The 15,752-nt window shown below is 51.6% G+C and carries 12 protein-coding genes and 1 tRNA gene; 6 read left to right on the top strand and 7 right to left on the bottom strand.

The features are described 5' to 3' along the window. Positions 1–688: 688 nt before the first annotated feature. Positions 689–2,118 (top strand): IS66 family transposase gene (tnpC, locus tag ACYVG7_RS01265; protein WP_460881439.1). Its coding sequence is split into 2 segments (ribosomal slippage): positions 689–875 and positions 875–2,118, totalling 1,431 coding nucleotides; the frame shifts between segments, so codons are not numbered across the junction. A gap of 45 nt (positions 2,119–2,163) precedes the next feature. Here tnpC and ACYVG7_RS01260 read toward each other — a convergent pair. Then, on the bottom strand, positions 2,164–3,936 hold the full coding sequence (locus tag ACYVG7_RS01260) for a hypothetical protein (protein ID WP_460881438.1): 1,773 nt from the start codon (positions 3,934–3,936) through the stop codon (positions 2,164–2,166). A gap of 91 nt (positions 3,937–4,027) precedes the next feature. Between ACYVG7_RS01260 and ACYVG7_RS01255 the strand changes: the two genes are divergently transcribed. From ACYVG7_RS01255 to ACYVG7_RS01245, 3 genes are all read left to right on the top strand, one after another. Continuing rightward, on the top strand, positions 4,028–4,264 hold the full coding sequence (locus tag ACYVG7_RS01255; protein ID WP_460881437.1) for a helix-turn-helix transcriptional regulator: 237 nt from the start codon (positions 4,028–4,030) through the stop codon (positions 4,262–4,264). A 31-nt stretch (positions 4,265–4,295) separates the two neighbouring features. Continuing rightward, complete coding sequence (locus ACYVG7_RS01250) at positions 4,296–5,771, top strand: YfjI family protein (RefSeq protein WP_460881436.1); 1,476 nt, start codon at positions 4,296–4,298, stop codon at positions 5,769–5,771. A 325-nt stretch (positions 5,772–6,096) separates the two neighbouring features. Beyond that, on the top strand, positions 6,097–6,780 hold the full coding sequence (locus ACYVG7_RS01245; RefSeq protein WP_460881435.1) for an inovirus Gp2 family protein: 684 nt from the start codon (positions 6,097–6,099) through the stop codon (positions 6,778–6,780). Positions 6,781–7,455: 675 nt separating this feature from the next. Here ACYVG7_RS01245 and ACYVG7_RS01240 read toward each other — a convergent pair. The 4 genes from ACYVG7_RS01240 to ACYVG7_RS01225 all read right to left on the bottom strand — a co-directional run bounded on the left by ACYVG7_RS01240 (position 7,456) and on the right by ACYVG7_RS01225 (position 11,299). Further along, positions 7,456–7,531 (bottom strand) — tRNA-Thr (locus ACYVG7_RS01240). Positions 7,532–7,670: 139 nt separating this feature from the next. Beyond that, positions 7,671–8,417, bottom strand: a complete 747-nt coding sequence (locus ACYVG7_RS01235; RefSeq protein WP_460881434.1) for a hypothetical protein — start codon at positions 8,415–8,417, stop codon at positions 7,671–7,673. Positions 8,418–8,486: 69 nt separating this feature from the next. Next, complete coding sequence (locus ACYVG7_RS01230) at positions 8,487–9,866, bottom strand: alkaline phosphatase (protein ID WP_460881433.1); 1,380 nt, start codon at positions 9,864–9,866, stop codon at positions 8,487–8,489. A gap of 26 nt (positions 9,867–9,892) precedes the next feature. Next, positions 9,893–11,299, bottom strand: coding sequence for an alkaline phosphatase (locus ACYVG7_RS01225; RefSeq protein ID WP_460881432.1), 1,407 nt, complete (start codon positions 11,297–11,299; stop codon positions 9,893–9,895). Positions 11,300–11,512: 213 nt separating this feature from the next. Between ACYVG7_RS01225 and ACYVG7_RS01220 the strand changes: the two genes are divergently transcribed. Both ACYVG7_RS01220 and ACYVG7_RS01215 read left to right on the top strand, forming a co-directional pair. Beyond that, positions 11,513–12,736, top strand: a complete 1,224-nt coding sequence (locus tag ACYVG7_RS01220) for an iron-containing alcohol dehydrogenase (RefSeq protein ID WP_460881431.1) — start codon at positions 11,513–11,515, stop codon at positions 12,734–12,736. 53 nt (positions 12,737–12,789) lie between these two features. Then, entirely contained in the window at positions 12,790–12,957 is a 168-nt protein-coding gene (locus tag ACYVG7_RS01215; RefSeq protein ID WP_460881430.1) for a rubredoxin, read from the top strand. A 72-nt stretch (positions 12,958–13,029) separates the two neighbouring features. Here ACYVG7_RS01215 and ACYVG7_RS01210 read toward each other — a convergent pair whose 3' ends face one another. Beyond that, on the bottom strand, positions 13,030–14,436 hold the full coding sequence (locus tag ACYVG7_RS01210) for a peptide MFS transporter (RefSeq protein ID WP_460881429.1): 1,407 nt from the start codon (positions 14,434–14,436) through the stop codon (positions 13,030–13,032). 274 nt (positions 14,437–14,710) lie between these two features. Further along, entirely contained in the window at positions 14,711–15,622 is a 912-nt protein-coding gene (gene galU, locus ACYVG7_RS01205; protein WP_460881428.1) for a UTP--glucose-1-phosphate uridylyltransferase GalU, read from the bottom strand. Between the last annotated feature and the right edge of the window lie 130 nt (positions 15,623–15,752).

Genomic DNA, 15,752 nt, shown 5'->3' with positions numbered 1-15,752 from the left:
GTCTATAAAAAATTGGAAATGGGGTTTCCTGCAAATAAACCATGGTCAAGAGATGATCGGATGGATTGAGCTGATTATTTACATCGCTACAACTGCTACTAGTAGCGGAATAGCGTGAACAGCTTTCGATCTAGAGTGAATAGAAGAAAATTATTCTTCCAAGGGGATATATACGTAAGGACGTATTCAGATTGGATAACTATTCGGCACTCTTCCATGCAGGTTGGATTACTGAGGGTCCTCTAACGGAAAATTTATGCCTCGTAAGTTCGGTTTGCTGGGGCTGGTTAGATGACAGCCACACATGCAATATCACGTGGTCACGATTGTTGCATGAATGAGAAATTTGTGAGTATCAGGCTGGCATCGTAACCATTTACATGCAATCTGCTTGGATAGCTGAAAACGATAGTTATCTATTGCTCTATTTCCGGGGGATGATGGATCCTCCCTGATTGTTAACATAGCACCATGAATTGAAAATCTTCGGAAATGAAGCCCACGGGCGCATGACTTCCTCAATGCCAACCGCATCATTCAGGAGTTTTGGAACAAGCTATGGCAGTCATGTCCGAGGTTCGCCTAGGTAACCGTTCACCATCCCCCCGTTGACAGTCAAATATGACGATCATCTCTTGATCCACTTTCGGGGGGTTGATAGATCCTCCCAGTCCGTCAACATAAGTCCATGAACAAGAAAAAACTCTTCGAAAATGCAGCGCCTCAGGCGCACGACCTCCATGATGCCAACCGCATCATCCAGGAGCTATGGAACAAGCTACGCGAGTACGAGGACCGTCTGGCTCTCTCTTCTCGTAACTCGTCCAAATCACCATCCTCCGACTCGCCCGCGGCTAAGGCGGAGCGAAAAAAGTTGCGACGCCTCGTGGCCGAAATCAGGTTGGCGCTCAGCCTGGACACCCGGGGCATCGACGAGAACTAAGTCCGCTGCAATCCACCGATCAGGTGGTTGCTTGCAAACCGGCATCCTGCTGCGCTGAATGTGGCGGAGAGGTCGTGGCCAATGCCGCGCCATCCTTTCGTCACCAGGTGTTTGAACTGCCCAAGTTGCCGCTGGAAATCACCGAATACCAGGTATTCCACGGCCACTGTCAGCACTGCGATGCGCTCAGCAAAGGCGAACTGCCCAATTCGGCACCCAACGGCCAAATGGGACCGCGGTTGCTTAGCCATATCGCCGTGCTAGCAGGGAAATATCATCTGAGTGTGCGCAAAATTCAGAGTTTGCTGCACGATCAGTACGGCATGACCTTTTCGGTGGGCGCCATCTCGGAAGCCCAGGGGCGTATCAGCTCGATGCTGACCCCCATCCATCAAGCGCTGAAGCAACATATTCAGAAGGCGCCGATCATCCATGCCGATGAGACCACTCATCAGCGCAATGGTGAGTCGAATACGCGATGGCTGTGGTTGATGGCAACGACCGATGCGGTATTCCAGAACATTCGTTACTTCCGCAGTCAGGACAATGCCAAGCATCTGCTGGGGGCGGTGACCCACGGTGTCGTGGTCACCGACCAGTGCGCCAGTTACCACTGGCTGGATCCGACACGGCATCAATTCTGCCTGGCCCATGTCCAGCGCAATCTGCAAGAGATGGCGGACTATGGCGGTGGCGGCCAGACGGCCTATCTGGGTCGTCGGCTGGTCGTGCTATTCAAGACGGTATTTCGCACCCAGCATCGTTACGAGTCGGGGCTGATCGGCGAACAGGTCTGGCTTAGGCGGATGCACCGATTAAGGCGCAGTATCAAGACGGTACTGTGCAAGGGTGCCGAGGTTCCCGTGCGACGTTATGCCGGTCGCTGCCAGCATATTCTCAAGTATGAAACCGGGCTGTGGGTATTCTTGCAGCATCCGGGGACACCGCTGACCAACAACGAGGCGGAGCGGTGTATCCGAGGCAGCGTGATCCTGCGGAAGATCAGCTTCGGTACGAGTTCGGACCGGGGTGACAAATTCCGCTCGCGGGTGCTGGCGGTGATTGAGACGAGCAAGAAGCGCCAGCTGTCGGCACTCGAAGTGCTGTGCCGGATCGTCACAGCGGTCATGACAGGCCAGCCCTATCCTGACGTATTCAACCTGACCCCGGCTTAGTCAAGCCGGGGCCGGTGAACGGTTACCAGTCATAGAGCTGTACTATCAATCGCGGCCACCGGAATCCAACTTATACTGATCAGGATCAATTGCACGTAATAAAGACATTCTGTATTGAGTGTCTTCGAGCATCTGAAACGTGGCAGGGTGACTGGATTTTGAAAGTGTCAAATAAGACTTCAGTCCTTCGTACTCTCTTACACAATTGTAAAGTGTTGAATTGGGTAGATATGTAATCAAGGATTTGTTTTTATCTGATTTAGTTAATGACGTTATTTTCTTTTCCCTCTCTGCATCATTAACTCCAACCAATGAATGCTGGATGCCAACTAGCTTTCTTTCGACTTCGTTCCATGTGTCTAAGATCGCTTGTGGAGGGCTTTTGATTGATGGACACAGACGAGTTCTTATGATGGTATTGTATTTTTCGATGCTGCGGAGCAATGTGTACGAATAGGGGGTAGAGATAAACGATTCAAAATTCAACTGAAGGGTGCTAGCATCACAAAAACGAACATCTTCATATCGAGGTTGCGTGTTAATAATGATTTGAATTAAAGGATTCAAACTTCCATTTTTAATTTGTGATTGTGCGGTTTTTATTGTTAGTCCAACAAAAAGTGTCGCTGCATAGTAAGGGAGGGGGCCGGCTGTATTTTCTAGCTGATTGGCATCATCGCCATCCAGTAGGTTGAGAGCCTCTTCAAGTCTATTTTCTTCTATATGGTTGAGTACGGTTAGCAAAAATGAATATGGTCTGAGGTAAAAGAGATTATCTCTGGATTTTACTGCTGAAATAAATTTAATTGACTTGCTGTATTCCGTGATCTTTCGAGTCTCATAGCCTGGGTGGGTTAATAGATGGAATAGTGTTTCAATGTTCTGGGTGAAATATGGGTTGGCGATTTTTTTATTATTTCCTATTGCTTTCTGCCAAAGTTTATCAATGTTTTTCTCTGCGTCTTTTGTAAAGTGTTGCCAATGCTTTTTATTGGCATAAATGCTCCGTATAATCATGCAGCTCAACGAATCTTGCCGTACGTCATCAAAGCGATCCGGACCTTTTTTTGTCATGTTGTTATACAATCTGGCTACTTTCTTTCCTAATCCTGTTTTGATATCAAATCTGATTATAGCCATAGATGCATGGAATGCTGATTGCAGTGATTCCAACAGGAGAATATGCTTTTTTTTCTCATCATTGTTTTTAATGTAATCTAGACTGGATATCGCCAACTTGATTCTTTGATCAATTGTGTCTCGTCGCTGTGCGCTATCTGCTCGTATGTCTCGAATATACGCCAGTAAATCATCTCGGTATAGATTGCAGTCATCACGAGATATCATTGCGCTGAGGAATTTTCGTGATGCTGATGCTACCTCATCATTGTTATCATCGATAGCGGTTAGCAAGCTAGCTAAATGCTTCATGAAAGGAGAACAATCATGGAAGTCTCCGAATATATCGATATAGCTAGCTAACAGCGGACATAAGATGTGTTTGATATAGGATTGATGAATGTCCTCTCTCGATAAGGGACTTATGACTGGTTTTGCAAAAATAAATGATACTGCCACCTCACTAAAATCGAGTATTCCGTTTACCAACGTAATACCCTCTATCTTGTCTCTTGGACTACAGATGCCTGTGATGATCTTCTCATTTAACGATTCTGTAAAGATGTCCTGTTGGCTGTCATAGCTGCGTTTTTCTCTTAATCTAGAGTTCCTATTATTCCTGTCATACAAGTCCATCACCCATAAAAACTCATCCATTATGCTTGCGTAACCATTTGTTTTTATTGATTTTAATGACATTTCGATCTTGCCTCCGCAAATTTGCCGTCATTGTGCTTGATTGGAATCTTATACCTTTGTGTGGACATCAACCACATCGAGGAAATCGTGAGTGAACAATTCTTCAGACTGTATCCAAGTGACTGATAGAAGCCGTTGTAGTCGCATCATCAGGCTCAAGGAGCTAATCGAGCTGATCGGTTTGAGCCGCTCCACAATCTACGACCGTTCGAATCCAAAATCGAAGCGATACGATCCTTTGTTTCCCAAACCACTCAAGCTTGGTTCGTCGGCTATTGGTTGGCTGCTTGATGATGTGTTGGCGTGGATCGGATCTCTTAAAAAATAAGTTCAACAATTTAACACAAGGAATAATGTTCATGTTTACTACCAACACTCAACATTGTGCAGCGTTTCATTTCCCTATGGCAGCGTTGGATGACAAGTTGCAAAGGCTTATTAAGCACATCGCACTAGAGACCCAAGCCTCGCCGGATTTAATTGCGTCATCGGTATTAGGTGTGATGGCATTAGCGTGCCAAGACTTATTTGATATATCGCCAAAGCAGAATCTGCGTATTCCCGTTTCTTTGTATCAAATTATTCTGGCTGAGTCAGGAGAGCGTAAGACTACGGTGGATAAGATACTCATGACACCTATTCGAGATCTTGAACGAAAGCTAGAAAGCGTTTATCTGACACGGAAAAAAGAATACGAGCAAGCTGTGAATATTTGGAATGTCGAATACCGTGCGTTGGAAAAGGCATTCGAACGTTCAGTAACTAAAGATGAAGATAAAAAGCTTTGTGCTGAAAAACTACAAGCGTGTTGGGAGCGTAAGCCAGTAGCTCCTATACGCAAGCGTTTGTTGATCAATGATGCTACTCGAGCGGCAGTGAAGTTGGCCCTAGGAATCGGCTGGCCTTCAATTGGATTAGTTTCTGATGAAGCGGGGAGTATTTTGAATGGAGAATTGCTGCGTGATACTCCATTACTCAATTCGCTTTGGAGTGGACAGTCTATCGAGGTGGCCCGCGCAGTAGGTGATAGTTACCGTATAGAGGATGCACGACTAAGTTGCATGTTGATGATACAACCAAAGTTATTTGAGGAGTTTGTAAAACGGCAAGGTAACCAGGCTCGGGCATCAGGTTTTTTTGCACGAACACTGCTTTGCCAACCAAGTTCCACTATTGGTCAGCGGTTTAACAGCGAGAATATATTTCCTAATTCATGTGTTATATCAACGCATTCGGATCCTTCTGCTCTGGAATGGTTTCATCTACGAGTGAATCAGTTGCTAGAAAAATCATTTGAGCGACGTGAAAATAGCCGTGAACGCATTTGTTTGACATTGTCCCCTGAGGCGCGGGTTAGATGGAATGAAGAGTATAATCGGGTTGAAGGTAATATGGGGCCACTCGGAGTGTTTAATAACTTCAAGGACTATGCATCAAAACAGCTTGAACATGTATCACGGATTGCAGGGATTCTAGAGGGATTCGTGACTGGGAGCTCCTTCGTGTCTGATGAAACCATGCTTGCGGCGATTCAGATAGCGAATTGGTATTTTCACTCTTTCATTAACCTTATGTCAGATAATGCTTTGCCTGAGGAAATTCTGGATGCAAATCTGTTGTGGATATGGTTGGGGAAAAACTATCTACAATATCCCAAAGGTGTTTTTAATAAAAACCAGATACTCAAATTTGGCCCTAACTCACTTCGGAGTAAAAGTCGACTAAATAGAGCTCTCGATACGTTAAGCAGTCAAAGTAAGGTTTATGTTTTTAAAAACGGAAGGACATCCTATGTTCAGTATTTGTGGCACTACAACATGAATTCTAGCATTTGAATAACTTCAGAGTATATATTGTAGTTGTTGGTTAGGGTTGTTGCAAAATAAGCAAGTGTTTTATGGTTCTTGCCGCCAAGTTCGTGGTTTAAATGTTTAGGTTGGCTGCGGTATATGTATTATATACATCGAATGTAAATATATGTATGGCAATATATGTATGGCAATATATGTTGGCTTTGTTTGGATTACACATATCCACAACCAATCGGTTAGTTAATTATCAGAGATTGATAGATACCCATTGAAAGATTAGATAATTAATTCGCTATCTATTATGCAAATAAGAGCATAGGGCACACTATGCTCTTATTAAGGAGAAACTATGCTAGTTACACCATCACACAGCTATATTTTAAATGACAGTGAATTTAACGCTATATATTCACAAGCAAAGAACATGTATGGGGAGATATCCCGATACCACTTGCGTCGAAGTCTGGGTGCCATCTACTCCTGTCTTGCAGCGTATCCAAGGATCTGTGCTATGCGTGTTGATCTACGCTTTGCCCAGGATACATGGGGTGGCAATCCTGATTTGCCAAAGTGTTTCCAACGTACTGACCCTGCAGTGATTACACGGTTTTTTGAATCACTCAAGAGCCAGCTTAAGGAAGAGCATCGACGCAAGGGCATGATGAGGGATGTGGCTTTGCCTGATTATATTTGGGTCAAGGAGCAGGACGATAGTCATTATCCTCATTATCATCTCGTCCTGCTATTCAATAAAGATATCTATGCGCATCTTGGTAATTATCAGGATCATGATGCACAAAATATGGCCAACAGAATACAAAAGGCATGGTGTAGTGCGCTAGGGCTAGGTTTCCCTGAGTATGCAATGCTAGTGCACTTCCCAAAGCATCCTACCTATATTTTCAATAGGAACGACGCGGTGACTCGCTCTGGGTCATACTGCGATTTTTTGCTTAGAATTGCATATCTTGCTAAGAAGAGGACTAAATTTACAAGGCCTGGTCAGCGTAACTTCGGCTGCAGCCAAGCTTAAAAATCCCTCTTCAAATTGACGAGTTAAAATTAATGCAGGGGGTGTTTAGCGGGGGCGTCAGGTATCCCCGCTTAATAATTCATTATATTTTTGCAATTCGTTCTTGAACATAAAGGACGATAGATACGAATACATGCACTGCTACGACTCTGCCCATGTATTATTAAATTCAATCATGTCTATTAACTAGCGTAAGGCTTGGCTTCCACGTCAATGCTGAGCCTACGCTAGCTGCTTGTTCAATATGTTCAGACCACCAGGCCATCATTTCTCGGCGTCGCTCCAGATAATCTGTGCGGTTGTAAGCGCTACGGACTTCATCTTTATCCGAGTGTGCTAGTGCAGCTCCGATAACGTCAGGATCAAAGCCTTTCTCATTCTGCCCAACGTTCGCAGACCGTGTGCGACAAGCGTTCCTTCATACCCCATCCGTTTCATAGCCGCATTGGCGGTTTTGTTCGTTAGTGTGTGTCTTCGGATCTCGTTGCTTGTAATAACCTGCCTAGGAACGAGAAATTCTTGATGACCACTGACAGGCTGTAACCGTTCTAGGAGGGGCAGCTCTACGATAACGGGAAGTCCCTAGACTTGTATCAATAAGTACGCGAGTAAGTACGAATTTCACAAAAAACACAAAGGGTCAGCCTCATCAAGAAGCTAACCCTTTGTTTTATATGGTGCCGGTAATAGGAGTCGAACCTACGACCTTCGCATTACGAATGCGCTGCTCTACCAACTGAGCTATACCGGCCTGGGGGGATATTCTCCGCATTTTATCTGTCAGATCAATCCCTTCGAGGCGCTTTGGTTCACGAAATGCTCCCCTGGTGGTGCGTTTGCCGTCTTTTTGAACAGGCTTGCATCAGCACGAGCATGACGCTTGTCTGCCGCTAGTCAAAGAAGTCGCTGATCTCTTTGCGGTCATACTCTTCCAGCTTTAGCCAGGGCAGGCGGTCGGCGGCGAGCGGGGTTTTGAGTTTGACCTCCATGCGGTACTGCTTGTAGCCATCGCGGGTATGGCGGTCGAGGGCCAGCGCCAGTTGCAATGATTCGGACCACAGCACGCGCATGATGGTATTGCCCTGTTCGCGCTGATACCAACGGGCGCCCGCGGGGGCCTCTTCATCGGTGGCGGTGAAGTCCGCCAGCAAGGCCGGATTGAACAACTGGCTCAGGCTGGTCCAGTCCGGGTTAAATCCCGCCTGGCCATACTCCATCGGTGGATAGTAGACCTGATTTTTATGGTAGTGGTCGACATAGACCAGACTCAGACTCTGATCGGGTTGCTGAGTCACCCAACGCGCCGCCATCTGGTACATAAAGTGTTTGTGTGGAGTCTTGGAGTTGTCGTGGATCTGGTGGAAGGCGCGGGCGACCGGCAACGGGATCAGCCGTTCACTCCAGAGGGTGTCGGCGGTGCGGATCCAGCGCTCCTTGTAACTGTGCTGCTGGGTGATGCCATCCGGGCTCACCTCTAGGGTGTGGTAGCTGATCAGGGCATTGATATCGGGTGGGGTGGTGGCTGCAGAAGCCGTAGCACACAGCAGCAAAGCCGGCAGCAGAGCCCGACACAGTAGCCCGGAAGCAGAACGCCAGAACAGAGTGAAACAGACAGACACGGCACAAAAACCCGGCATAGAGAGAACATCCTTTTTTTACATACGAAAAAGCAGGCCCTGTCGGGCCTGCCTGAGCGGAGCGGTGGATTAGAGATCCAGCGCCGTCTTCACCAGCTCGAACACCTTGGTGTTATCCAGGGTGCCCTTGAAGGTATTGGCATTGGTACCACTCGCAAACAGCATGACATCGCCACCGCCATGGGTCTCGGAGCCGAGTTTCACGCCACTTTCTTGCAGATAGTCATCGGCCATAACCTCGTCGCTGGTCAGATCGGTGCGGGTGTCCTTACGATTCGGGCCGTTGCCGAACGCCAGGGTGGTGATGGCATTGCCATTCACATCCCGCTTGATGGTCTTGTCGCTGCCTTCCTTGACCAGATCCAGAATGTTGTTGCCCTTGGCCGAATAGCCATTGAAGGTCATGGTGTGGTCATGGTCGGCGGTGACTACGATCAGGGTATCCTTCAGGTCTACCTTGGCCAGTGCTGCCTTGATGGCGTCATCGAAGGCGACGGCATCTTGCAGCGCCCGCTTGGCATTGGTGCCGTGCAGGGCATGGTCGATACGACCCCCTTCGACCATCAGGAAGTAACCATCAGAATTGTTCTTCAGGATGTCGATGGCCTTGCTGGTCATATCGGCCAGGGAGGGCTGGGTACTGGCGGCATTCTTTTGCCGATCCAAATCGTAATCCAGATGGTAGTCGGTGGTGAACAGGCCAATCAGACGGCTGGTGGCAGCTGGATCTACATCGGCCAAGCCGGCTTTGGTGGTCACGCTGGCATAGCCTTGCGCCTGGAGCTCGGCAGGCAGATCCCGGCCATCGGCGCGGCCACGCTTGTTGCTGGTCGCGTTGTAGGGGGTCCAGTAGTTGGCGCCGCCGCCCATCAGTACGTCCACGCCATCGCCCAGTGCGGTATTGAAACCGGCACCACCCGGGATGGCTTGCGCGGCTATGTCATAGGCGGCATCACGATGGCAGATGTGGGCATAGGTCGCAGCCGGGGTAGCATGGGTCAGCTCGGTGGTGGTGATGGAGCCCACCGCTTTGCCCTTGGCCTTGGCCAGCTCCAGCAGGGTCGGCACGGCTTGGCCATTGGTGCTGGCGCAACCACTAAGACCCTTGTTGCCGTTGGCGTCCTTGAGCACTGCTTCAGCCACAGTATCCGAGCTCATGGAGATGACTTCGTTGTTCATCTTCACGCCAGTCATGTAGGCCGCCATGGAGGGGGCCGAGTCGGTGGTCTGGGCATCGTGGGAGAAGGTCTTGATGCGTGCTGCGTAGTCCAGGGTTTCCATGGTCAGCAAGCCTTCTTCGCCGACGCTGTAGATCTGGGCGGCGGTGACCGTGGTCGGGCCCATGCCATCCCCGAGGAAGAAGATAACATTCTTGACCGGAGCCGCCAGAGCGGCAGATGAAGCAAGAGCCGTGGCGATGGTGGCACTGAACAGGATCGGTTTTAACATGATGAGAGTTCCTTGAATTCGGGTGATTACAGACCGGCGGCCGTCTTGAGCTTGTTGAATACGGCGGTGTTTTCCATGACACCGTGGAAGCTGTCGGCTCCCATACCGGTTGCCCCGAGGAAGACATGGGTGCCACCGTGGGTTTCACTGCCTGGGGTTCCGACTTCGAAGACCACTTCCTGGCGATAGTCATCGGCGCTGGTGGTGGCATCGTCGATGGCCGTGCGCGCACCCTCTACTCGGTTGGAGCCGTTACCGAAGCCGATGATGGAGTAGGGCATGCCGTTGGCATCGGTTGCTGGTTGGCCGACACTGCTACCGGCGTAGTTTTTCACCACCCCCAGAACACCGGCTTCGCTGTCGGTGGTCTTACCGGTGCGTTTGGCATAACCGTTCAGCACCAGCGTGTGGTCATGGTCGGCGGTGACCACGATCAGGGTGTTTTTCAGTTCCGGATCCAGCACCTTCATCTTGTCGATGGCGGTCTTGATGGCGGTATCGAAGGCAATGGTATCTTGCAGCGCCCGCTTGGCATTGGTGTCATGCAGGGCGTGGTCGATGCGGCCGCCTTCGACCATCAGGAAGAAGCCTTTCTCTTTCTGGCTCAACACATCGATGGCTTTGGTGGTCATGTCACTGAGCGATGGCTCTGTGCTGCCTGCAGTTTTGACGCGATCCAGCTCATAAGAGAGGTGGCTGCCGTTGAACAGACCGAGCAGGGGCTTGTCGGTGCCTGCGGCGTTCATCTCGCTCAGGGTGCTGGCGTAGTTATAACCCAGCGCCTGCAGCTCGCTGATCAGGTTGCGGCTGTCGGTCCGGGAGCCGGAGGCATCGCTGGGCAGAAATTGCTTGCGGCCACCGCCGAGGATGACATCCAGACCCGAGCCCAGGGCGCTGTTAAAGCCCGTACCATTCGGCACTAATTGTGCCGCGATGTCGTTTTCCAGATCCCGATTACAGATGTGAGCATAAGTCGCCGCCGGGGTGGCATGGGTGACTCGGGTGGTGGTCACAACCCCGGTGCCCATGCCGGAAGCCTTGGCCAGCTCCAGCAGGGTAGTCAGGGCCTTGCCTGCGCTGGTGGAACAGTCCGCTTGCTGGGTGGCAGCGCTATCCATGGAGATGACGCCGTTATTGCTCTTCACGCCGGTCATATAGGCCGCCATGGAAGGCGCGGAGTCGGTGACCTGGGAATCGTTGGAATAGGTCTTGAGGAACGCGGTTTCCGGCAGGGTATCGATGGTCAGGTTGCCATCCTCGCCGTAGGCGTAGATCCGTGATGCGGTCAGGGTGGTGATGCCCATGCCGTCACCGAGGAAAAACAGCACGTTTTTCGGCGTCGGCTCGACGGTCGTTTCGGTCGAGTCGCTGTTACAACCGGCGACGAGTAGACCGGCGGAGAAGAGTAGGGCAAGAGGTGCCAACTTGTGCATGGTAGTGAAACTCCTGGACTGAAAGTGGCTCGATACTAGGAGCTGGTTGTGACAGTTTTATGGACGAAACATGATGAAAATGACTAATTTCTGTGAAATTTGCCGATTTATTAATGACGTAGCAGCTAGTGTTTGTTATTTTTTAACGTTCATTCACTATTGTTGGTTATGCGATAAAATTGCATAAATTCAACAACAGCCTAGGAGAGACGCATGGACAATTTCGCATTTCACAACCCCACCAAGATCCTGTTTGGTACAGGTCAAATCGCGGCGGTCGGTCAGGAAATCCCGCAAGAGTCACGCATTCTCATCACCTATGGCGGTGGTAGTGTGGTCAAGTTCGGCGTATTGGACGAGGTCAAGGCCGCTCTGGCCGGACGTCCACTGTTTGAATTTTCCGGCATCGAGCCCAATCCGACCTATGAAACCTTGATGCAGGCGGTTGAGCTGGTGAAGCGGGAGAGCATTGATTTTTTGCTGGCCGTCGGTGGCGGCTCCGTGATCGATGGCACCAAATTTATTGCCGCCGCGGCCTGCTGGGGTGGCTCTGATCCTTGGGACATACTGCTGGATGGCGGTGCCACGGTTAAAACCGCATTGCCGATGGGTGCCGTGTTGACCCTGCCGGCAACGGGCTCGGAGATGAATTGCGGGGCTGTGATCAGTCGCAAGGAGACCCGGATCACGCTCCCGGCGGCCAACGGCGCCAATGCCGGAGTCTCGATGATTACCAAGAGTCAGCAGGACAAACTCTACTTCATGCACCCGGCGGTCTATCCGCGCTTTTCGGTGCTGGATCCGACCAAGAGCTACACGCTGCCGCCCCAGCAGACGGCCAACGGCATCGTCGATGCTTTTGTCCATGTCATGGAGCAGTATCTGACCTACCCGGTGGATGCCAAGGTGCAGGACCGTTTCGCCGAGGGGCTATTGCTGACCCTGATCGAAGACGGCCCCAAGGTGTTGGCCGAGCCGGAAAACTATGCGGCCCGCGCCAATATCATGTGGACGGCGACCATGGCGCTGAACGGTTTGATTGGTACTGGTGTGCCCCACGATTGGGCGACCCATATGATGGGTCACGAGCTCACGGCGCTGCAGGGATTGGATCACGCCCGAACGCTGGCGGTGATCCTGCCTGCGGTGCTGGAACAACAGCGCGACAGCAAGCGGGAAAAGTTGCTGCAATACGCCGCGCGGATCTGGGATCTGCACAGCGGCGACGAGGCGAGCCGGATCACGGCGGCCATTGCCAAGACCCGCGAGTTTTTCGAATCGCTGGGTGTCGCCACCCGATTGGCCGCGTATGGCGTCACCGCCGAAGCCATTGCGCCTGTGCTGGCCAAACTGGAGCAGCACGGCCGTTTCCCTCTCGGCGAGCGTCAGGATGTGACCCTGGACGCAAGTCGTCGCATTCTTGAGGCCTCGCTCTGAGTCTTTCTCGCTTGATTCCGCTAGGGTTGGGAGAAGAGAGCAGGAGGTTCGCGATGGCAAGATGGCGCTGTGAAGTGTGTGATTATGTGTATGACGAGGCCGAAGGGCTTCCCGAAGAGGGGATAGCGCCGGGGACTCCCTGGTCGCTGGTTCCCGAGGATTGGCTCTGCCCGGATTGTGGCGTTAGTAAAGCGAGTTTTGTCTTGGATGATGAGACCTGAGATAGACGCTATCTGAAACGACAAAGCCCCCGAAATCGGGGGCTTTTTTACGGATTTTTTCTGCAACAGCGCTTAGTGGCTGGTAACAACCACATCATCGGCGGTGTGAGTCGGCTCTTCGGCATGCCCTTCGGCACCGTGCATCCAGTAGATCAGCTTGTTGGCAAACACCAGCAGGATGGCGGCACTGGCCACGGCGGTGATGGCGATGCCACCGAAGATGGACATGGCACCGGATTCACCGACATAGGAGCCGATCATGCCGGCGGCATAGTTGGCCAGGGCGACAAAGCCGAACCAGGCACCCATCATCAAGGAGGCCAGACGCAGCGGAGCCAGCTTGGTGACCATGGACAGACCGATAGGCGACAGGCACAGCTCGCCCAGGGTGTGGAACAGGAAGGCGCCGACCAGCCAGAACATGGAGGTCTTGACGGTTTCATCGCCACCTTGCTGCAGTACGGCCCCGATCATGAACAGGAAGCCAACAGCTAGGAACAGCAGGCCCATGGCAAACTTCACCGGTGAGCTGGGTTCACGTTTCCCCAACTTGACCCAGATGGCGGCAACGAGCGGCGCTAGTGTGATGATGAAGAAGGGGTTCAGGGACTGGAACCAGGCGGTCGGTACTTCAAAGCCGCCCAGCATCCGATCGGTGTAGTTCTGGGTATACAGGTTCATCAGACCACCGGCCTGTTCGAAACCAGCCCAGAAAATGATGGTAAACAGACCCATCACCAGGATGACTTTGATGCGATCCACTTCCTGCTTGGTCAGCGGTGCTTTTTGCGCTGCACTGCGTTGTGCTGCGGCCCGTTGTGCCGCTGGCACACGACCGATATCGCCCAGATAGCGTTGGGACAACAGCGCCTGGATCAGCAAGGAGATGAGCATACCGATACCGGCAGCGACGAAGCCGGCTTGCCAGCCCCACTCGGCGGCAACGGCACCCGCCACAAAGCCCGCCAGCAGCGCACCCAGGTTGATGCCCATGTAGAAAATGGTGAAGGCACCATCACGGCGGTGATCACCTTGCTCGTACAAGTCACCCACCATGGTGGAGATGTTGGGCTTGAACATACCGTTACCGGCGATCAGTAGCGCCAGACCGACATAGAACACCTGGTCGACAAGACCCGGGAACATGGCATGGGGCAGAGCCAGAGTGAATTGGCCTGCAGCCATCATGATGGCGCCGAAAACGATGGCGCGACGCTGACCGAGGAAGGTATCGGCCAACCAGCCACCGATGAGCGGTGTGATGTAGACCAGACCTGTGTAGATGCCATACAGCTTGAGGGCATCGGCTTGCGTCCAGCCCAGGCCACCGGCAGTAGTTTGGGCAGTCAGATAGAGCACCAACAGGGCGCGCATGCCGTAGTAGGAGAATCGCTCCCACAGCTCGGTGCTGAATAACAGGAAGAGTCCCTTGGGGTGTCCCCACAGGGTACCTTGTTGTGACGGTATGGATCTGGACATGAACTTCACCTTGATTCTGTTGTTATTGTGTTCCCGCTCAGCGAGAGGCAAACGTTATAAAACAGCAACAGCGTAAAATCCAGAAAACAGATCAATTTTGTGGTGAATTCATCCGTATTGTGACGATTATTCCGATTTATGGGTTGTTCATTTGAGATTGGTTGGCGATATAAACGTTTTACTCGCTCATTGTTAGCATAAAGTTGTGGTCGGATCTCGGGCACAAAAAAGGGCGGTAAAACCGCCCTTGAAAACTGCAGTTGAGCCGGGCTGATCAGTCCAGCTGAGCAACCACCTCTTTGAGATAGGCTTTGAAGTCGGCACCAATGCTCTTGTGGCGCAGGCCGTAGACGATGTTGGCTTTCATATAGCCCAGCTTGCTGCCGCAATCGTGGCTCATGCCCTTCATCCGGTAGGCATCGACCTGCTCCTTGTCCATCAACATGGCGATGGCATCGGTGAGCTGGATTTCATCGCCCGCACCGAGCGGGGTTTTTTCCAGCAGCGGCCAGACATTGGCGGAGAGCACATAACGACCCACCACGGCCAGGTTGGAGGGGGCCTCCTCAATGGAGGGCTTCTCGACCATGGCGGTCATCGGCAGGGACTCACCGGCGGCTAGGGTGCCGCCATTGATATCGGCAATCCCGTAGTCACTGACTTTATCCTGTGGCACCGGTTCGACCATGATCTGGCTGACCGAGGTCTCGATGAAGCGTTTGACCATTTCGGCCAGATTGTCCTTGAGCGGATCGCTCGCCACTTCATCGATCAGTACATCCGGCAGCAACACGGCAAACGGGCTGTCACCGACCAGCGGATGAGCACAGAGGATGGCGTGACCCAAGCCCTTGGCCTCGCCTTGGCGGATGTGCATGATGGTGACATCTTTGGGGCAGATGTTCTGCACTTCGGCCAGCAGCTGACGCTTGACCCGCTTTTCCAGGGTTGCTTCCAGCTCGAAGCTCTTGTCAAAGTGGTTTTCGATGGAGTTCTTACTGGAGTGGGTAACCAGAATGATCTCTTTGATGCCCGCAGCAATCGCTTCTTTAACGACATACTGGATCAGGGGCCTGTCGACTACCGGCAACATCTCTTTGGGAATGGCTTTGGTGGCAGGCAGCATACGCGTGCCAAGACCGGCTACCGGGATAACGGCCTTGCGCACAATGATCTCTTTTTTCATGTTTCATCCTTGCTCAACAACGAGTGGCTAAGCACATGATAGCCGAGCTTGGCGTCCGCTCCAATCGGATTACTTGCTGCGGGTCAGCTGAGGTTCAGTGTCGAATGGGCCGCCTCAAGCCGGACAGCCC

Source organism: Pseudaeromonas pectinilytica (genome assembly GCF_054780855.1).
The sequence above is the reverse complement of the archived record's forward strand: the minus strand, read 5'-3'. Positions and strand labels throughout refer to the sequence as shown.